This is a genomic window from Gemmatimonadaceae bacterium (assembly GCA_016720905.1).
In the GTDB taxonomy this organism is placed as follows: domain Bacteria; phylum Gemmatimonadota; class Gemmatimonadetes; order Gemmatimonadales; family Gemmatimonadaceae; genus Gemmatimonas.
Map to the genome: position 1 here is coordinate 345,500 of JADKJT010000030.1, position 18,994 is coordinate 364,493.

Sequence of the window (18,994 nt, forward strand, 5' to 3'; positions counted from 1 at the left end):
CGCCTACATCCCACCAGACCACACCAGCCAGCCCACCGAAGCCGCAATCACGCTCGTCACGACCCCCGCGATCATGAGGCCGCGGGAACTGCGAGGTGCACTGGCCCGACCGGCGCGAATGTTCGGTCGCCGGATGCGACGCTCGCGGTCCAGATCGTCGGTGTTGTGCAGTGTCAGCCGCGGTGCGCGTGCCTCTCGTTCGCTCTCTGAACTGGCCTCGCGACCGCCGGACGTGTCGTACCCCGCAAATGCGCGATGACTGGACGCTGGCGACGGCATGACAATCGGTGTGCCTCGCGGAGTCGTCCGCGGTTGCACCGCACGCATCTCGGTCGGCGTCGGGACGTGTGACGCGGTTGGCGGGACCAGAATATCCAGATCGGCCAAATCCGGACCGCTCGATTCGCTGGGCATGCCGTATTCCACGACGAAACCCAGCACGTTGTTGACCGACGTCGAGGCGTGCGCCCCGTGTCCCGTGTGTCCGGCCGCCGACGGTTCCACCAGATCAAACGTCGCGTGGCCAAAGATGTCGTCCGCGCGCGGCGATTCGGTCAACTCGATCGACTCATCCACCATCGTCAACCCGGTCACCATCTCTTCTGCCACCCCGACCACGTCGTCAACGAGATCAAAATCAAGCCCAAGGACGCCAGCCGGCGCGGCGGATTCGACTTCGACCATCACCAACTCCGGACCCTCGGGACTCTCGACACCTTCGACCTCCATCACCGCGAGCGGCGTAATGGCCCGCGAGGAGGTGGGCGTCGATCGCAAGAGCTCGTCGGTCACGCGCACGGCATCACGCAGCGGCTGATCGTCGAACGCATACTCGACGTCGACATCAGCATCGGCAGCGTCGGCCACGTGGGCCGTCGCCACGTCAAGCGCCCCGGAATCCTCACTCGACGTCGTCTCGGCAACATCCACCACCGGTGCGGCCGGTACTTCGCGTTCGGCAATGCACGCCAATCGACTCGGCTCGCGGTACTGGGCGACTCGCCGCAAGAGGACGTCGGCCGTATCGGTCGGCAACTCGTGCGCCGCGAGCAGGGCATGCAGCCGAATGAGGTAAGGCTCGGCGGTCGAGGGTTGACCCGCAACCATGGCGAGGCGAGCCGCGTTCTCAAGCACGGACGACAGGCGCAGATCTTCGTCGCCCGCGCTGCGTTCGATGCCGGCAATGGCGCGCGTCATGAGTCCGAGCGCTTCATCCGTGCGTCCGACCGCCCCCAACATCACCGCGAGATCGGCGCGCGCGCGCGCTACAGCGATCGCGTCCTCACCTACCAGCGCCGCGCGCAAGGAGCACGCGCGCTGGGCATGCCGAATCCCGTCCTCGGCCCGTCCTGCGCGGAAACTGGCCTGCGCCAGATTGTTGAGGATCAGCGCCAGCGCTTCGTGCGAGGCGACATCACCCGGTGCGGCGGCGACCTCGGCGGCCGTGGAAAACGCCTCGGCCGCATCCGACCAGGCCCCCACAGCCGCATACGCGAGTCCGCGGGCGTTATCGTCGCTCCAAACATCGCGCGTCGCGCGCGGGTCCGCCGTGAGTCCGAGCATTGCGAAAGCTTGACGCCTCGTCGAGGGGATCGTCACCGCACTGTGCCCGTGCGGTGACAGTCGTGCTGGGAGCGAACGGAATGCCAGTGCCGGCACTGTTCTGCCGACGAAATCGGGAGGCGGAATATGTGGACTGCCGAGCTCAAGCGCGATGGACGCGTAATCTCGAATCCGGAAGATTTCCACGCAAATTGTGGAAATCCCCATTTGCGTCGTCTGCTGCTACCGAAGGGTCTGGTATCGCTGCATCATCCTCACGTGCTGAGACTTCCCACTTTCCGATTCCGCGCCGCTGGTTCAGTCGGCGGCCTGCTCGCCCTCCTGCTGCTTCCGGGTGCGCAGGCCTGTGAAAAGAAATCGGATGGCGTCACCATCAGTGGTGACGTCGCGGGGTTGGACTCCATTGGACTGCGGGGCGATTCACTGATCGCGCGGGCCGACCGAATGCCGTCAACCATTGACTCCCTGCGCGCCATCGCTGAAGGAAAGGTCCCGCGACCGCGCGTCGTTGCGGGGACCAAGGGCGATTCGGCGGCGCCCAAGGCGCCGGTCACCAATCCGATCGTCGGGGGAACCGGCGCATCCATCACCCTGCGTGCGCAAGCGCGGGGCGACTCGATGGCCCGCGCGGCGGCATTGCGTTTGGTCTACGGCAACAGCTCCGGACGTTCACGCGGTGATACCGTGCGAGGCGTGGTCACGCTGATTGGTGCCGAGCCGGCAAAACAAGTGGTGTTGCGCACGGTGGATGGGAGCAGGACCATTGCCATGAGCGGCATGGTGACCACGGGCTTGTCGCGCCTCGCTGGCGTGGAACTGATGGTCCGCGGCGTGATGATCACGCCGCTCGATATTGTGGTCTCCGAATTCGTCGTCCGCGCCGCCAATGGGGTGCCGGCATTCGACGGAAAACTCGCCAGCGACGGCAACGGAAGCTTCCTGCAGCTTACGGACGGTTCGGGACGCAAGCGCATCGGCGCGTTGCCGTCACCGCTGCAAGGGCTTGACGGCACGCGAGTATGGATTGCGCTGAAGCCGGGTGCACGCAGCGCCACGGCGTACGGCGTCATTGGTCGCCGGTAGCTCCGTCCACCGCGCCGGTCATGATCGCCACGGCGTCGGACATGTTGGACTGACGCGGGTCCAGAATCGCCGCGCGCCGTCCCAGCCGTTGCACGTGGATACGATCGGCCACGGCAAACACGTTCGGCATGTTGTGGCTGATCAGCACCACCGACAGTCCACGATCGCGGATGCGGCGAATCAACGACAACACGGTGGCACCTTCACGGACGCCCAGCGCCGCCGTGGGTTCATCAAGGATCACCACATACGCCCTGCCGTTGCCCGCCCGATAACGTTTCCAGCGGCTGGGTGATGGACTGCACGCGAATGTCGAGCGCGGCCAGGTGCTCGGCGGCTTCGCGTTGCATGCGCGCGTGATCCAGCAACCGAAGCAGTCGACCACTCGGACCGCTGCGACGGATTTCCCGCCCGAGAAACAGATTCTCCGCAATGGACATGGCGGGAGCGACGGCCAGGTCCTGATACACCGTCTCGATACCGAGCTCCCGCGCCTGCAGCGGATGACGCAAGCGCACGACGGCACCATCGAGTCGGATTTCACCGCTGTCCGGCGCGAGTGCCCCGGAGAGCATCTTGATCAGTGTTGACTTGCCGGCGCCGTTGTCACCGATGACGGCCATGACTTCGCCGGTACGTACTTCGAAATCGGTACCATCGAGCGCGACCACGTGTCCGAAGCGCTTGGTCAGTCCTCGCGCTTCGAGCGCCAGAGGAAGGACCACCGCGGACTCGTCCGCCGCACGCATCGCGGTCACGGCTGACGCGACCATTGGTCGAGTGCGACGGCGACAATCACCAGCACGCCGGTCACCAACACCTGGTAGATCGACGAGACGCCCATCAGCGTCAAGCCGTTCCGGAACACGCCAACGATCAACGCCCCGACCAGCGTACCCAATACCAGTCCACGCCCACCAAACAGGCTGGTGCCGCCCAACACCACGGCAGTCACCGTGTCGAGATTCTCTGTTTGGCCCGCTTGTGGATCTCCAACCCCGGTGCGTGCAACGGACAGCAGTGCCGCGAGGCCGTAACAGACGCCGGCCACGGCATACACACCCACCACGACCCGGTCAGTCGAGATACCCGCCAGTCGCGCCGCCTCCCGATGATTCCCGACGGCGTAGACATGACGCCCCGCCGCCGTTTCGCGAAGCCACAGCCAGGCCAGCACATACAGTCCGAGCATCAACACCACACCGTAGGTGACCGGGGCATTCCCGACGCGAATCGTGGTGCCGAGCCAGGTCATCAGCGGCGGGACATCCGTGACGCTCTGCGATCGGGAGAGCAACTGCGTGGCCGCGAAGGCAATGTTCATGGTACCAAGCGTGACAATGAACGGTGGCAGCTTCACGCGAGTGACCAGCAGTCCGTTGATCAGGCCGACGGCGGCGGTCACGCCAATGCCTGCCGACATCGCGGCCATTGGAGGCCACCCGGAGGCCGCCGCGAGCTTTGTCATGACGACCGCTCCCAGTGCCATGACGAGGCCGCAGGAGAGATCGATGCCGGCGGTGAGAATCACCAGCGTCTGGCCGATGGCGAGCACACCGACCACCATCACCTGTTGCAGGATCAGCGCGAAATTCTCACTCGCCAGGAACCGCGGAGACTGCGTGCTGAAAACCACGCAGGCCAGCAGCAAGGCAATGAACGGTCCAAGAGTCGCGAGGGATCGTGCCCTCAACGATCGCCCCAGCACACCGCCAAGGCACTGTCGGCGGTGACGCTCGGCACGCCAGTCAGCGGGCGCGCGGTGATCAGCTGGACGCCCGTATCGGTGTAGCCGCTGGGTTTCGTACCGGTTTTCGCAAAGCGCACGGCGGCATCCACGCCCATCTGCGCCATCTTGTGTGGATACTGCTGCGCCGTTGCGCCAAGTCGTCCCGCTTGTATGGCCTTGATACCCTGACAGCCGCCGTCGACGGACACCAGCACGACGCTGGCGGCTTTGCCTGCGCGTTCGAGCGCGTTGAACGCACCCGCCGCGGTCGGTTCATTGATGGTATAGACCACGTTGATGTCAGGGTTCTTCTGCAGACAGTTCTCCATCCCCGTCTGCCCCTTCGCCCGATCTCCGTAGCTGTCCGCCATGCAGACAACTTCCGACGGGCTCGCCAATTCATTGCTGGTGCGCGCGTTCGTCGGCAGGCCGATGCCCTTGAGAAATCCGTTGTGGCGCTGCGCACCCACGGGATGTCCCGGGAGCAGATCCAGCGTGGCAATACGCGGCGCCCGGTTACCCAGTGCCGCCTTGGCATATTCGCCAATCAACTCGCCGGCGCGATAGTTGTCGGTGGCAAAGAGTCCGTCCGTGGCATCGGGTGGATCGGCCGGGCTGTCGAGCGCGATCATCAACACACCCTGTGCGCGCGCCTTCCGGATGGCCGGCACGATGGCCTTCGAATCGTTGACCGTGATCAGAATCGTTTTCGCACCGGCCGCCACCATGTTTTCGATCGCCGTTACCTGCGCCGCATTGTCGCCGTCGTTCTTGCCTGCACCGGTCAGGAGGCGAAACCCTTGCGCGGCAGCGGCCGCCTCGGCGCCCTGTTTCATGGTGACGAAGAACGGATTGGTTTCAGTCTTCGTAATCAAACCGATAACTGGTTGGCTGTCGCCACTGCGACACCCGCCAATCGCGACCAACGCGGTCACCACAGCGGCGACCGACCAGCGGACGTCGTTCATGCGTGCGATGCCCACGTGGTCTCTCCTTTCGTGTAGGGCGCGCAGGGATCGAACCGTCCGGGCGATTCGACGTAGCGCATCGCTTTGGTGTAACCGATTTCCGACGTGAAGAACCCGAGCAGCGTGAGTTCCTTGATCATCCGGAAGTAGTGAGTGGGTTGTTCGGCCGTCTTGCCGGCCATGTATGCCTTCGCGTCCCGGTCGACCGATTCCAGCAGCGACAGGCGCTGCGCGGGTGTCGCCGCGACAAAGGACGTGGCGTGTGCCGTGACGCATGCCTGATTGAGCTGCGTCAGGCCGGTACGAAAGATCTCTTGGTCGCGCGTCGTGTAACAGTCGGTGACCATGAGCGCCAGAAAAGCGCCCACGTGCGCGGCTTTCGCACCCGGCGACTTTTCCGTGTCCGGCAGGATGGTGTCGGCGATCTCGTCGAGATAAGCGATATCGGCCGGCGTGAACGTGCCGATACCAGACGTCCCCGACGTCCCGTCGCGCGGGCGATCCGGCGAGCAGGCGGTCCAGAGCGCGCTGCCACCAACCAACGCGACGCCGCCCAGCATCGCGCTGACACGCTTGATCGCTTCACGTCGATGCATGACGTCCATTGAATCCGATGCTCGTGACATGTGGGTGCCGTGGTTCAGAGATTGCGACGGGAGAGCTCAGCCACCGCGTGATCGGCGGCCCGTGCGGTCAACGCCATGTACGTCAACGAAGGATTCTGGCAGGCTGCCGAGGTCATGGCCGACCCATCCGTGACAAAGACATTCGGCGCATCCCACACCTGATTGTGCTTGTTGAGCACGGAGGTCTTCGGATCGACGCCCATGCGCGCCGTCCCCATCTCGTGAATGCCCTGACCGGGGAAATAGCCGTTGTCGAACGTGTGCACATTCTTCACCCCGCACTGTTCGAGCATGTCCGCCATGTCGGCCATCATATCGACGCGCATGAGGCGCTCGTTCTCTCCGGTGGCACAATCAATCTTGAGTACCGGCAGTCCCCACTTGTCCTTCCTCGTGGGGTCCAACGAGATCTGATTGCCGTGGTCGGGAAGCATCTCGCCGAACGCCGTGGCACCAATCCCCCAGGCCCCCGGCTGAGCGGCGGCATCCTTGAAGTCGCCACCGATACCCAGTTCGGCAACGGCGCGTTGCCAGTTGGAGCGCCCGGCGCCGCCTTGATAGCCAAAACCGCGCAGATAGCCACGCTTGTCGCCAAACAGATTCCGGTAGCGGGGAACGTAGAACCCGGTCGGCCGACTGCCGTAGATGTACTTGTCCTCCATCCCCTCCAGTGTGCCGGACGCGCCCAGTCGGAAATGATGATCCATCAGGTTGTGTCCCAGTTCACCGGAACTGCTGCCCAGTCCGCCCGGCCAGATATCGGTGGCCGATCGCATCAACAACCATGTGGAATTCAGGGTCGAGGCGCACAGGAAGACGATCTTGGCCTGATAGTCGGTCACCTGATTCGTGATCGCATCAAGCACGCGAACACCACTGGCGCGCTTCCGATCGCGGTCGTACAGCACTTCGGTGACGATCGACCAGATCTTCATGGTCATCCGACCTGTCTTGACAGCGGCCGGTAGTGTCGAGGACTGCGAACTGAAGTAGGCGCCATATGGACACCCCAACCAGCACGCGTTGCGCGACTGACAGCGATTCCGACCCGGCAGTGGCTCGGTGAGATTGGCGGTCCGACCCGGAATGATGCGTCGCTTTCCGTTGAACAGCTTCTGCAGGCGGCCCGCCACGAGTTCCTCGGCACAGTTGAGCGGCATGGCGGGCTGGAATTGTCCGTCCGGCAACTGCGGCATGCCTTCGCGTGACCCGGCGATGCCCGCGAACTTCTCCACGTAGTCGTACCATGGCGCCAGATCGTGGTAGCGAATCGGCCAGTCGGTGGCGATGCCATCCTTGGCGTTCGCCGCGAAATCGAACGTGCTCCACCGATAGCTCTGACGTCCCCACATGAGCGACTTGCCGCCCACATGGTAGCCGCGAAACCAGTCGAAGCGCTTGACCTCGGTGTAGGGCGACTCGCGATCGTCGACCCAGAAGTCGAGGTTGGTTTCCTGCAACGGATAGTCGCGCTTGAGCACGGGATAGTGCGCGATCATCTCCTGCGTGCGACCGCCACGGTGCGGATATGCCCACGTCGGCTTGAAGGCGTTTACGTAGTCCTTGATGTGCTCGATGTTTCGACCCCGCTCGAGCACCAGCACGTTCAGGCCTTTCTCGGTGAGTTCCTTGGCGGCCCAGCCGCCGGAGATACCGGAACCCACGACAATCGCATCGTACTCGGTGGTCTGCATCACGCGCTCCGCAGGGATGGAACGAGGCGCGCAGGAAGGCGACGCGCCGACTGCTGCAGAGTATGCGGGTTGGACGGCGCGCGGGGTTACGCTCCCCAATCGATTGCGGTGTCAGCTTTCCCGGATCGCCGCCATCGGCGTCGCCCGGTAGACATCTCGGCTGGTCAGCCAACCGATCGCCATCGTCAGCAACAGCATCCCGCCGCCGATCATCGCCGTGGCGGCAATCGCGGGGTCGAATGGATCGTGGAAGACGAAATGCGTGATGCCCCACGCGCCCGCGAAGGCGAGCAGCATGCCGGTGAGCGCGCCAAGTGCGCCGAGCGCGCCGTATTCAGCCAACAGCACGCGCAGCACCTGCGCCCGCGATGCACCAAGGGTGCGCAACAGGACGCCCTCACGCAGCCGCGCGCGACGCGTGGCGGCGACCGCGCTGAAGAGCACCGGAATGCCCATGGCGATCGAGAAGACACCCAGGAATCGGATCGCGAGCACGACGCGGTTCACGATCGATCCGACCGTCTGCCGCACCAACGTGAGATCGAGACTCGAGACATTCGGGAACCGACGCACCACATCGCGCTGAATCGCGGCCAAGGCATCGCCCGGCGGGACATTGGCCACCAACACATACTGCTGCGGCGCGCGCCGGATGGCCTCAGGCGAAAGACCACAAAGAAGTTCGCTTCAAAGCGCGCCAAGTTCACCGTGCGCAGGCTGGTCACCACCGATCGGACCGGGACGCCCTGCACATTCCACGCGACCGTGTCGCCAAGCGTGCAGCGCCAGGTCCGTCGCCACATCTCGTTCGAACGACGCCGGAAAGGGCGCGTCAGGATTTGGCGCTGCCGCGCGCGCTTCGCGCTGTCAGGAAACCAGTGGCCCGCCTTGAGCACCTCCGAACCGACAATGGCCTCGCGATACGTCGAGCGATACTCGCGGCGCAGCGCCCAGCCCGCGCGCCGCACCCAGGTATCCGCCATGAGTTGGCGCCACGCTGCGTCCGTTCACCGCGTCAATGCGCATCGTCATGATCGGCGTGCGTTGCACGATCTCGTACGGCGTGCGCGCAACAGCGAATCCAGCGGCGGCGCCTGATCGTCCTGCACGTCGAAGAACAGGAGATTGCCGGCACTGGCGTCGGCGGACGACTGGACGCGACGCAGCAAGTTCGCCTGGACGAGATAGACGGTGCTGAGCAGAAAGGCTCCGAAGCCCAAGGCCAGGGTCACCGCCCGTGTCTGGTTGGCCGGACGGTGCAGGTTGGCAACGCCCTGACGCAACGTGAACGGCCACGAGGGGCGCGCACTGCGACGTGCCAGTGCAATCAGCAGTGTCGCCGCCACCCACAGCACGGCGACCGCGCCCGTGATACCCGCGCTGACCGCCAGTCCTTCACGCCACGCACCCAATCGGGTCATGATGATGGCCACCAGACTGCCCACCAGCAGGCCGTCGACGATCAGGCGCGCCAGGTCTTTCCACTCGCGCGGCAAGGCAGCCGTGTCCGCATCCCGTCGAATGGCCTGCAAGGGGGAAACCCGGCGCAGCGCCAGCAGTGGTCGCATGGCGAAGATGAGTGCCACCCACACGCCGGTGGCTAGGCCCAGCACCAACGGTTGCGGTTCGAGCGCGATGCGCACGTCGATGGGCAGGAAGTCGGCCACCACCAACGGCAGCAGGAACTGAATGCCGATGCCCAACAGGGCGCCGGCGAGCGCACCCACGAATCCCATGGCCGCCGCCTGAACCACGTACAACGAGAGTACCTGCCGACTGGTGGCGCCAAGGCATCGCAGCACCGCCACCGTGTCAATCTTGGCGGTGACGAACGCGTTGACACCGCTGGCGACGCCGATACCGCCAAGCAACAGCGCAATCAAGCCGATGATGCTCAGGAAGTCGGCCAGACGCACGACCGCTTCGGTGAAATCACGCTCGGTGTCGGCCACCGTGCGCACGCGAACACGCGCACGCGGCGCGGGCGAGGAGAGTCCGCTGCGCGCGGTGTCGCTGGCCGTCGCGGTGATACTCGCGGTCGGCACGCTCGCCGGTGCGGGCGCTGGTACGGGCGCCGTCGCGCGCCGTGTCGGTCGCGTCATCAGCACCGCCGCCGCCGCCGCCGCACCGCCCGCCCCGGCATCACGCGCGTCCGCGGCTTCCTGCAGCGCCGCGGCGCGCGGATCAATCCGCCAGCGCAAGCTGCGGGCGAACAGCGCCGCCTCCTTTTTCGCCGACAATGTCGCTGGCAACTGCAACACCACATCGTACTCGGCGCGACTGCCGAACTTGAGGAGCCCAGTCGAGGCAATCCATTTGTCCGAGATGTAGATCCGTGGACCGATCACCGCGGTGATGCCCGCGTCACCCGGCACGTTGCCCAGGGTGCCGGCAATACGGAACAGACGCACGCCGAGGCGCAGGGAATCGCCCACCGCGGCGTTCAGCGCAATCAGGAGCGATGGATCGACAAACACCACGGGAGCGTCATGCACGGTGCGCCATCCGCCCGCCGGCACGGTCTCGATGGCACCGTAAAACGGGTACCCCGGCGACACGGCGCGGACCTGCACCAATCGGGTGCCGCCTGATGGCTCGGCCAGCGCCATGGACGCAAAGGTCGTGATGCGCGCGTACGGCACACCGACCGTCGCGAGCGAATCGAGCAACGTATCGACCACCGCAGGAAACTCGGCCCGCGCGCCCAGCGAGACGTCGCCACCCAGGAGTGTTCGCGATTGATCGCGAATGGAACTGGTGATGTTGCCCGCGAACGAATCGATGGCCACCAGTGCGGCCACCCCAAACGCGATCGACGACATGTACAGTGCCAGACGTCGACGCGCGGTCCGACTCTCCCGCCATGCCAGGCGCACAGTCGCCGACGCGGTCACGGCTCCCCGTACCGCCGGACGCGCCAGCAGGTCTCCGTGGTGACATCCTCCACCACGACGCCGTCCCGCAGCCGGATCGTGCGCTGCGTGCGCGCCGCGAGTGCCGCGTCGTGCGTCACGAGCACGATGGTGCAGCCGCGTTCGCGATTCAGTTCTTCCAGCAGTTCGACGATGCGTTCGCCGGTCACGCCATCGAGATTGCCCGTGGGCTCGTCAGCGAACAAGATTCGCGGCTGGTTCACGAACGCTCGCGCCATCGCCACGCGCTGCTGCTCGCCGCCGGACAGCTGCTGCGGAAAGTGATGGGTGCGGTCGCCCAGTCCTACCCGCGTCAGCAGGTCGCGGCCCGGGCGGCCGCGTCACGGGCCGAGGCGCGGCCGGAGAGTTCCAATGGCACCTGGACGTTTTCCTGCGCGGTCAGCGTCGGGATCAGCTGAAAGCTCTGAAAGACAAATCCGACTTTTTCGCCGCGCAGGGCGGCTCGCTGATCTTCATCCAGGCGCCCAGGTCCGTGCCGTCCAAGGTCACCGTGCCGCGTGATGGCGTGTCCAGTCCGGCCAGCAGTCCCAGCAGAGTTGTTTTTCCGCTGCCGGAGGGCCCGACGATCGACACGAACGCGCCCTGCGGAATCTCGAACGACACGTCCTGGAGTACGGTGAGCGGCTGTGCGCCACTCTGATACGATTTGGTCAACCCACGAGCGACAAGCATGCGATTGATGAGTTGGGATTCGATGAACCAGGCCCGACGCGCGATCGCGCTGGCCACTCGCCGTGGTGAGCGCTCGGCCGCTTGGACCGCTGGGTCAGGCAAGGACCGCCTCAAGCGCCGCGCCCGGTCCGACACCATCAGGGGAATCAACCGGAGCGGCCGCCACTGGGGCAACCCCCCGCGCCCGTCCCGGTTCCGCCTCCGTACCCCGGCCGCGCGCCGGCAGGTCGTCTTGCTGGGCACCAGCCTCACGGCCGGCCTGGGCTCGACCCGGACAAAGCCTACCCCGCGTTACTCCAACGCAAAAGTCGATTCCGCAGGGTTCCCGATCACGCTCGTGAACGCCGGTCTGAGCGGCGAGACATCCGCGGGCGCGCTGCGCCGGGCGGGGTGGGTGCTCGATCAACCCGCGGCGGCCGTGGTACTCGAGGTTGGCGCGAACGATGGCTTGCGCGGTGTCGATCCCGATTCCACCAAAGCCAATCTGGTGGGACTCATCGGGGTGGTGCACCGCCTCCAGCCGACGGCCACCGTGCTCTTGATTCAGATGGAAGCGCCCACCAATCTGGGGCGCGATTACACCACTCGCTTTCAAGTTGCCCATGATGCGCGTCCACGCTGTGTTGACTTGGATCACGCCACTGCTGCTGGCGCTGCCGACCACCGTGGCTCGCCAAGCGGCTGCGCCGCGCGCCGCCCTGTCGGAGCCGGCACTGTCGCCGGATGGCAAAGAGCTGGTGTTTGTGGCCGGCGGAGACATCTGGACCGTGCCGGCCAGCGGGGGCGTTGCGCGCCTGCTGGTGGCGCACCCGGCAACCGAGTCGCGGCCGTTGTGGTCGCCCGATGGCGCGCGTATCGCGTTCGTGTCGACGCGCACGGGCGGCGGCGATGTGTATGTGCTGGAGCTGGCGAGCGGTCGGCTCACGCGTCGCACGTTTGACGACGGCCGGGAGCAGCTCGACAGTTGGTCGCGCGACGGGGCCTGGCTGTACTACTCGACGAGCAGCAGGGACATCTCCGGCATGAACGATGTCTGGCGGGTGAGCGCAATGGCGGACAGCCCGCGCTCGTGCCGGGCGATCGGTATGCCTCGGAGTACTGGGCGGCCCCGTCGCCCGATGGAAAGACCCTCGCGATTACCGCCCGCGGCACGGTGGTGGGCCAGTGGTGGCGTCATGGACATTCGCATCTCGACGAGAGCGAAATCTGGTTGGTGAAGGGGCTGGAAACCGGCACGCCGACGTACGAGGCCTTCGGTGCGTCAGGGGGCGCCAAGGAGGCGTGGCCCATGTGGGCGCCAGACGGCAACGCGGTGTACTACGTGAGTGATCAGGGCGGACAGGAAAATCTGTGGGCGCAGCCGATGGGTCCGACATCGCCAAGTCACGGACGCCAGATGACGCATTTCACGAATGGTCGTGCTCTGGCCGCCGATCGCGCACGACGGCAGCACCATTGTCTTCGAACGGAACTACGGCATCTGGCGCTACGATGTCGCCAAGGGCGCGCCAGTGAGATCGGCGATCACGCTGCGCGGCGTATCTGCCGAGGTGAGCGCGGAACAGCAGACGCTGTCGCAGGGCTTTGGGGCGCTCGGCGTCTCGCCCGACGGACGCAAGGCGGTGTTCGTGGCGCGCGGCGATGTGTTCGTCGTGGGGACGCGCGATGGCGGTGAGGCGACGCGACTGACCGCGACGCCCGATCTCGAATCAGAACCGTCGTGGTTTCCCGACAGCCGTCGTGTGGTCTATGCCTCGATGCGCGGCACCGCGTGGAATCTCTTCGTGCAGGACGCGGTGCACGCGCGAGAGCGGGCGCTCACCTCCGGCGCCGCTCGCAGCTACGGCGCTCGCGTGTCGCCCGACGGCAAGTGGGTGGCGTATCAGCGCGACGGTGGTGAGATCCGCGTGTGTCCGCCGACGGCACCGGTGACCGCGCGTCGCGCAGGCCGATGTCGAGGAGCCGCCGTTTGCCGGCGCCTCCGCCGTCACCTGGTCGCCAGACTCCAAGTGGATCGCGTATGACGCCGCGACGATAACGGTCGGTCGGCAACCTGTGGGTCGTGGGGCTCGATGGCGTTGCGCCGCAGCAGGTGACGTTCGCGGCGGACGCCAACGTTGGCGGCGTGCAGTGGTCGCCGGACGGGAAGTTCCTGCTGTATCGCTCGTCGCAACGCACCGAGACGCCGCGCATCATCCGCGTGGATCTCGTGCCGCGCACGCCGCGATTCCGCGAAGATCAATTCCGCGACTTGTTCGGCCCGCCCCGGGCGACGCTCCCGCGCCGCGACGGTTCGCGCCCCGCCGCGACGTCGCCGACAGCGTGCGACCCATCGACGGCGCCCGCACCGACGGCGCCCGTGACGATCGCTTTCACGGGCATCCGCTTGCGGTCGAGCATCGTGCCGACGCAGGGGCTCGACATTGGCGCGTTGGCGATCAGCCCCGATGGCCGCACGTTGGCATTTACGGCGGTCGCCGGCGGGCAACAGCAGATCTACACGTGGCTGTTGGATGAGTTGGCGCGCGATCAGCAGCTGCGCACGCTCACCACGTCGCCGGGCGGCAAATCGGCGCTGCAATTCTCTGCCGATTCGCGTGACCTGTGGTATCTCGAGGGCGGTCGCATCAGCGCCATCACGGTGGAGTCGCGCGTGGCGCGTACGGTCGCGGCTTCGGCCGAAGTGGACATCGCGTTCGAAGCGGAGAAGCGGGCGATCTTCGATCAGGCGCGGTCGTATCTTGCGAACAACTTCTTCGACGCCACCATGCATGGCGTGGACTGGAGTGGATTGGCCGCCCGCGTTGAGCCGTATGCGATGGGCAGTCGCAATCCTGATGACCTGCGCCGCGTGATGTCGTTGATGATCGGCGAACTGAATGGCTCGCACTTGGGCGTCAGTGGGCCAACCACCGGTGGGGTCTCGGTGCCGATGGCGCGACTTGGCGTGCAGTTCGATCGCGTCGCGCTGGAGCAGCGCGGACAGTACCGAGTGGCCGAAGTCATCGCGCAGGGACCCGCCGCGGTCGCGGGGGTGACGGTGGGCGATCAGATCGTCGCCGTCGACGGCGTCACCTTGGTCCGCGCGATCGTCGCTGGACTCGGCGCTGGTGGGGAAGGTCGGTCGACAGCTGACCGTCAGCGCGGCCACTGCGAGTTCGGCGCTCACGCGTGATGTCGCGCTGGCGACGGTGTCGCTTGCGACGGAGAAGGCGCTGCGCTATCGGCAGTGGGTCGAACAACAGCGCGCGTACGTGGCGCGTATCAGCGACGGGCGGTTGGGATACGTGCACATGTTCGACATGGGCGAGCCGTCGCTGGACCAACTGTATCTGGATCTCGACGCCGAGAATCAGGCCCGCGACGGGGTGGTGGTCGACGTGCGCAACAATAACGGTGGCTTCGTAAATCCGTATGCGATCGATGTGCTGGCGCGTCGCAGCTATCTGCAATTCACGTCGCGCGGTTCGGTGCCGTCCCCGCCGCGCGGAAACCTCGGGCAACGCACCATTGAGCGCCCCACCGTGCTGGTGACCAATCAGCATACCCTATCCGATGGAGAGGATTTCACCGAGGGTTACAGGACGCTCAAGTTGGGGAAGGTGGTCGGGGAACCAACGGCGGGGTGGATCATCTTTACGTCGAATGTGCCGCTGCTCGACGGGACGACGCTGCGGCTCCCGTCCACCAGAGTCACGGATGCGCAGGGAGAGATATGGAGCTTCCCTCCCCGGGCGACCGATTTCTGGTGCTACGCCCCGTTGGCGAGTCCTACAGTGGTCGGGACCGGCAATTGGATGCCGCCGTGCGGGCCCTGCTGGAGGCGTGCCCCGGGCCCTGACTCGCCGTTCATTTCGAACATCAACTGGCCTGGTCGCCGACGGCGGCCTTTCGCCTCCTCTGTGCCTATGACATCGCTCGTTTCCTTCTCGAAGACTGCGTTCGCCGACTTCGGCGCCAGCCCCTGTTGGACTCGGTCCGGATATCTTCGGAGGCCCGGAGGGCGCCTTACGCTCGAGCAAGCCGCGCGTTCCTGAACGCCCTCGCGCAGCGTCGCAAGCAGTCCATCGAGGACACCTATCGGTGGGCGGGGCAGGTGCTGGCGGCACCGGTGCTGAAGCTCGGGCTGCCGACGCTCAAGGAGTTCAGCTCCACGCGGACCCTGCTGCTCAAGATGCATGTGGTGCTGCCCCAGGCGATGTCGGTCGTGGTGCCCGACGCCGACCGCCCGACTTCTGGGAAGATTTCCTGGACGGTCACACCGGTGTCGCATCGGCTTCGACGAGATGGCGCCGGAGCTGGCCTGGGCGCTGGAGGGGTCGTCAAGGGACTCGGCGCGCACTTTGGCGAGCGGGTGGGGACCTCCGCCGACTGGTCGGTCCCGGTGCGCCCGGCTGCCGGGCTCTGGAACCCGCCGCCGGCCGGTCGAGCGCCAAAGAGATGCTCCGGGTCAGCGCCGGTCAAGTCGACCGCGACCCCCGGCGGGCTTTCTTCCGCTGCGGGCCAGCGTAGCTAAATTTCGAGGCTGTCCAACAATCGCGTGCGCGTTCACCTACGCCGCAGGCGTTCCCCTGATCGTTCCAGGTCTCGTTATGGCTTTTTCCGCGACTCAAATCCGCCGCGGCATGGTGCTCGTGTTCGAGGGTGACCCGTGCCGTGTGGTGGAATTCCGGCATCATACGCCCGGCAACCTGCGCGCGATGGTGCAGGCGAAGCTCAAGAATCTTCGCACCGGTTCCAACTTCGAACATCGCTTCCGGGCGGCCGACACCATCGTGAAAGCCGACATGGAAACGCATGAGCTGGAGTTCATGTATCAGGGTGGCGATTCCTACCACTTCATGAACGTCGAGAACTACGATCAGCTGGAGATGGACGAAGAAGCGCTTGGTGATGCGGCGCCGTGGATGCAGCCGGGGATGAAGATTCTGGCCGAGTACTACAACGGCCGCCCCATCGGTATCGAGATGCCGAATTCGATGGTGTTCACCATTGTCGATACGGCGCCCGTGGTGCGTGGGGCCACCAAGAACGCGTCGTCCAAGCCGGCCAAGCTGGAAAACGGCGTGATGGTGAACGTGCCGGAGTTCGTGGAATCGGGGACACGCATCCGCGTGAATCCCACCACGGGCGAATATCTCGATCGCGCCAAGGACTGAAGGCGCCGCGCGGGTGTCGGCGAGTCGCGAGCGGGTTGCAAACGACGGCTCGACTGGTTACGATTTCCGACTCCCCTCGCGCGTCTTTCTGGTGTGATCGGGAGTTCCGAACGGTGTGGCGAAGCGGCCCACGCGTTCGACACGGTGGCCGTAGCTCAATTGGTTAGAGCACCGGATTGTGGTTCCGGGGGTTGCGGGTTCAATTCCCGTCGGTCACCCTGAGTCGCATCGAGAGCGTCCGGCTGCTGCAGGCGCTCCCGGAGGTCCGTAGCTCAATTGGTAGAGCACCGGTCTCCAAAACCGGCGGTTGGGGGTTCGATTCCCTCCGGGCCTGTTGGTGAAGAGAGTACTTAGTACCAAGTACCAAGTACCAAGTACTCAGTACCGAGTTTTTGGCAGGGTACGACCGGGCAGGTTGATCGCTCGGGGCAGGGAGCAATCGCTACGCGATTGCGACAGGTCATAGAAACTGTTTTTCAAGTCGCGCGAGCGACTGAAAAACAGCATACCGCTAACGGCACCCGCCGAAGGCGGGCGACGTTGGCGGTATCGTCTAGGGGACTAGGACACGGCCCTCTCAAGGCTGGAACACGGGTTCGAATCCCGTTACCGCTACTGGAAGGTGCTGGTCAGTAGGACGTGGTTGGCAGGTGCAGGGCAGTTTGGCTCCATCGTCTATCGGTTAGGACACGACCCTTTCAAGGTTGAGAGACGGGTTCGACTCCCGTTGGAGCTATGGCTCCCTTGGCGGGGCCTGAGAGGTGCTGGTGCAGGTGTTGGGACCGGGGGGCGTAGCTCAGTTTGGTTAGAGCACTCGACTGTCACTCGAGAGGTCGCGGGTTCGAGCCCCGTCGCTCCCGTATTACGTGATGTGTGAAGGACCTGGGATGCTGTGGATGTGGGAGGGCCGGCTAGGCCGGAGCAGGTGATGGACGCCCTCGTGGTGGAATTGGTAGACACGCTACTTTGAGGTGGTAGTGCTGAAAGGCGTCGCGGTTCGAGTCCGCGCGAGGGCATTTCCGCTGGTGCAGGCGATGGGGCACGGCACCTCTCCGTGTGCATTACCCGAGTGTCGCCACAGTAGCTCAGTGGTAGAGCACCCGATTCGTAATCGGGCGGTCATCGGTTCAATCCCGATCTGTGGCTCTTTCGACTGGTCCCATCGGTCGCGCTTCTAGCAGTGTTCGCAACGGACGCCCTCGCGGCGTCCGTTGGCGTTTAGGGGTTCGCCGGTCACAAAATAGACATTCCGACGTGACACGATTCGCTGTGATTCGCTTCGCCTCTATCCGCGAACTGGCCCCCGGTATTGCCGTGGCCTTGCTGGTTGCGGCGGTGTCCTGGCTGCTGGCCAACGCGGCCACTCGTCTGTTCGGACGCCCGGTGGTCGAGGCCTTGGTGTTGGCCATCGTCATTGGCATGATCGTGCGCACGCTGTGGACGGCCCCCGCGCGCATCGTGCCCGGCGTGGCCTTCACCGCCAAGCAAGTGCTCGAGGTCGCCGTCCTGCTGCTGGGGCTTTCGGTGGACCTGCCGCTGCTGGTGCGCGCCGGCCCCGCGTTGGCCCTGGGCATCGTGCTGCTGGTGGTGTTTGGTCTCGGCGCCAGCTACCTCATTGGGCGCGCCTTCGGGCTCCCGCACCCCCTGGCCGTGCTCATCGCCTGTGGCAATGCCATCTGCGGCAACTCGGCCATCGCCGCGGTGGCGCCGGTGATTGATGCCGACCCGGAATATGTCGCGTCGTCCATTGCCTTCACCGCGCTGCTTGGCGTCGCGGTGGTGATCGGCCTGCCGTTGCTCGTGCATCCACTCGGCTTGTCGCACTACCAGTATGGCGTGCTGGCCGGACTCACGGTGTACGCCGTGCCGCAGGTACTCGCAGCGGCGTTTCCTGTCAGCGTGCTGTCCGGTCAGGTCGCGACGTTGGTGAAACTGGTGCGCGTGCTGATGCTGGGGCCGGTGGTGATTTTTTTCGCGCTCACGCCTCGTGCCAACGCGCTATCCGATCCCACCAGCAAAACGGGCTGGGTCGACGCGAAACGCCCCCGCTTCGCGCTCACCAAGTTCGTGCCGTGGTTCATCACTGGGTTTGTGATGCTGGCGGCGCTGCGATCAACCGGAATGGTTCCGGTGGCCGTCGTCGAACCGACGCGCGCGGTCTCGGCTTGGCTCACGATCGCGGCCATGGCGGCCTTGGGACTGGGAGTGGATGTGCGTGCGGTTACGCGTGCCGGTGGGCGGGTGATCGCCACCGTGACGGCATCGCTCGTGGCGCTCATTGGACTGAGTATTGCGTTGATCCGGCTGTTGGCGATTGCCTGAAAGGCGATTGCCTGAAAGGCGCCGACACCTGCTTGTGTGCAATGGGCCGCGATCGGAAATTGAAGATCATGGAACCCGTCATCGAACCAACGGTCAGCGCGCTCTCTCCGCTGTTTGAGCTGCGCGCCTGGCGCCGCGAACTGGATCGGCTTGCACAGCAGCACGCGGGCGATGCAGCGACCATCGCGGCGGTTGTGCACGCAAAGCGTGAGGTAGACGAATGGATCCGGGCTCGGGAGCGACCA

The 18,994-nt window shown here is 65.3% G+C and carries 16 protein-coding genes, 7 tRNA genes and 2 pseudogenes; 16 read left to right on the forward strand and 9 right to left on the reverse strand.

Translation table 11 applies throughout. The annotated features are described in order from the left end of the window. Positions 1 to 3: 3 nt before the first annotated feature. The gene (locus tag IPP90_20370) at positions 4 to 1,563 is read right to left on the reverse strand and encodes a tetratricopeptide repeat protein (protein MBL0173011.1); all 1,560 of its coding nucleotides are present in this window, start codon (positions 1,561 to 1,563) and stop codon (positions 4 to 6) included. A gap of 258 nt (positions 1,564 to 1,821) precedes the next feature. On the opposite strand from IPP90_20370, the gene IPP90_20375 reads away from it, so the two are divergent. Next, positions 1,822 to 2,646, forward strand: coding sequence for a hypothetical protein (locus tag IPP90_20375; protein ID MBL0173012.1), 825 nt, complete (start codon positions 1,822 to 1,824; stop codon positions 2,644 to 2,646). On the opposite strand, the pseudogene IPP90_20380 reads toward IPP90_20375, so the two are convergent. The 8 genes and pseudogenes from IPP90_20380 to IPP90_20415 form a co-directional block, all read right to left on the reverse strand. Continuing rightward, positions 2,630 to 3,395: pseudogene (locus tag IPP90_20380) on the reverse strand (sugar ABC transporter ATP-binding protein). The gene IPP90_20375 and the pseudogene IPP90_20380 sit on opposite strands and share 17 nt — an antisense overlap. Positions 3,396 to 3,400: 5 nt before the next feature. Next, positions 3,401 to 4,354 carry an ABC transporter permease gene (locus IPP90_20385; GenBank protein ID MBL0173013.1) on the reverse strand — a complete coding sequence of 318 codons (954 nt, stop codon included), beginning with the start codon at positions 4,352 to 4,354 and terminating at the stop codon, positions 3,401 to 3,403. Continuing rightward, positions 4,336 to 5,343, reverse strand: coding sequence for a sugar ABC transporter substrate-binding protein (locus IPP90_20390; GenBank protein ID MBL0173014.1), 1,008 nt, complete (start codon positions 5,341 to 5,343; stop codon positions 4,336 to 4,338). The genes IPP90_20385 and IPP90_20390 overlap by 19 nt, the downstream gene beginning before the upstream one ends. Continuing rightward, positions 5,340 to 5,939 (reverse strand): gluconate 2-dehydrogenase subunit 3 family protein, encoded by a 600-nt coding sequence (locus IPP90_20395; protein ID MBL0173015.1) that lies wholly within the window; start codon positions 5,937 to 5,939, stop codon positions 5,340 to 5,342. The genes IPP90_20390 and IPP90_20395 overlap by 4 nt, the downstream gene beginning before the upstream one ends. A gap of 44 nt (positions 5,940 to 5,983) precedes the next feature. Further along, a complete protein-coding gene (locus IPP90_20400) occupies positions 5,984 to 7,663 on the reverse strand; it encodes a GMC family oxidoreductase (protein ID MBL0173016.1) in 1,680 nt (559 codons plus the stop codon). A 111-nt stretch (positions 7,664 to 7,774) separates the two neighbouring features. After that, complete coding sequence (locus IPP90_20405) at positions 7,775 to 8,287, reverse strand: FtsX-like permease family protein (protein ID MBL0173017.1); 513 nt, start codon at positions 8,285 to 8,287, stop codon at positions 7,775 to 7,777. A gap of 404 nt (positions 8,288 to 8,691) precedes the next feature. Further along, positions 8,692 to 10,557 (reverse strand): ABC transporter permease, encoded by a 1,866-nt coding sequence (locus IPP90_20410; GenBank protein MBL0173018.1) that lies wholly within the window; start codon positions 10,555 to 10,557, stop codon positions 8,692 to 8,694. Further along, positions 10,554 to 11,268: pseudogene (locus tag IPP90_20415) on the reverse strand (ABC transporter ATP-binding protein). The gene IPP90_20410 and the pseudogene IPP90_20415 overlap by 4 nt, the downstream one beginning before the upstream one ends. A gap of 232 nt (positions 11,269 to 11,500) precedes the next feature. Between IPP90_20415 and IPP90_20420 the strand changes: the two are divergent. The 15 genes from IPP90_20420 (at position 11,501) to IPP90_20490 (ending at position 18,749) form a co-directional block, all read left to right on the forward strand. Next, a complete protein-coding gene (locus IPP90_20420; GenBank protein MBL0173019.1) occupies positions 11,501 to 12,208 on the forward strand; it encodes a hypothetical protein in 708 nt (235 codons plus the stop codon). Positions 12,209 to 12,337: 129 nt separating this feature from the next. Continuing rightward, positions 12,338 to 12,943, forward strand: a complete 606-nt coding sequence (locus IPP90_20425) for a PD40 domain-containing protein (protein ID MBL0173020.1) — start codon at positions 12,338 to 12,340, stop codon at positions 12,941 to 12,943. Then, entirely contained in the window at positions 12,897 to 13,292 is a 396-nt protein-coding gene (locus IPP90_20430) for a PD40 domain-containing protein (protein MBL0173021.1), read from the forward strand. The genes IPP90_20425 and IPP90_20430 overlap by 47 nt, the downstream gene beginning before the upstream one ends. 38 nt (positions 13,293 to 13,330) lie before the next feature. After that, positions 13,331 to 14,443, forward strand: coding sequence for a PD40 domain-containing protein (locus IPP90_20435; protein ID MBL0173022.1), 1,113 nt, complete (start codon positions 13,331 to 13,333; stop codon positions 14,441 to 14,443). Further along, the gene (locus tag IPP90_20440) at positions 14,379 to 15,305 is read left to right on the forward strand and encodes a hypothetical protein (protein MBL0173023.1); all 927 of its coding nucleotides are present in this window, start codon (positions 14,379 to 14,381) and stop codon (positions 15,303 to 15,305) included. The genes IPP90_20435 and IPP90_20440 overlap by 65 nt, the downstream gene beginning before the upstream one ends. Before the next feature lie 74 nt (positions 15,306 to 15,379). Continuing rightward, entirely contained in the window at positions 15,380 to 15,784 is a 405-nt protein-coding gene (locus IPP90_20445; protein ID MBL0173024.1) for a hypothetical protein, read from the forward strand. A gap of 76 nt (positions 15,785 to 15,860) precedes the next feature. Continuing rightward, entirely contained in the window at positions 15,861 to 16,427 is a 567-nt protein-coding gene (efp, locus tag IPP90_20450) for an elongation factor P (protein ID MBL0173025.1), read from the forward strand. A 144-nt stretch (positions 16,428 to 16,571) separates the two neighbouring features. Then, positions 16,572 to 16,645, forward strand: a tRNA-His gene (locus IPP90_20455). A gap of 43 nt (positions 16,646 to 16,688) precedes the next feature. Then, positions 16,689 to 16,761: transfer RNA gene (locus IPP90_20460), tRNA-Trp, on the forward strand. Between the two features lie 208 nt (positions 16,762 to 16,969). Next, positions 16,970 to 17,042 (forward strand) — tRNA-Glu (locus tag IPP90_20465). 49 nt (positions 17,043 to 17,091) lie between these two features. Continuing rightward, positions 17,092 to 17,163: transfer RNA gene (locus IPP90_20470), tRNA-Glu, on the forward strand. Positions 17,164 to 17,212: 49 nt separating this feature from the next. After that, positions 17,213 to 17,287: transfer RNA gene (locus IPP90_20475), tRNA-Asp, on the forward strand. A 74-nt stretch (positions 17,288 to 17,361) separates the two neighbouring features. Further along, a tRNA-Leu gene (locus IPP90_20480) sits at positions 17,362 to 17,443 on the forward strand. Positions 17,444 to 17,501: 58 nt separating this feature from the next. Next, positions 17,502 to 17,573 (forward strand) — tRNA-Thr (locus IPP90_20485). Positions 17,574 to 17,696: 123 nt separating this feature from the next. Further along, positions 17,697 to 18,749 (forward strand): putative sulfate exporter family transporter, encoded by a 1,053-nt coding sequence (locus IPP90_20490; GenBank protein ID MBL0173026.1) that lies wholly within the window; start codon positions 17,697 to 17,699, stop codon positions 18,747 to 18,749. Positions 18,750 to 18,994: the final 245 nt, after the last annotated feature.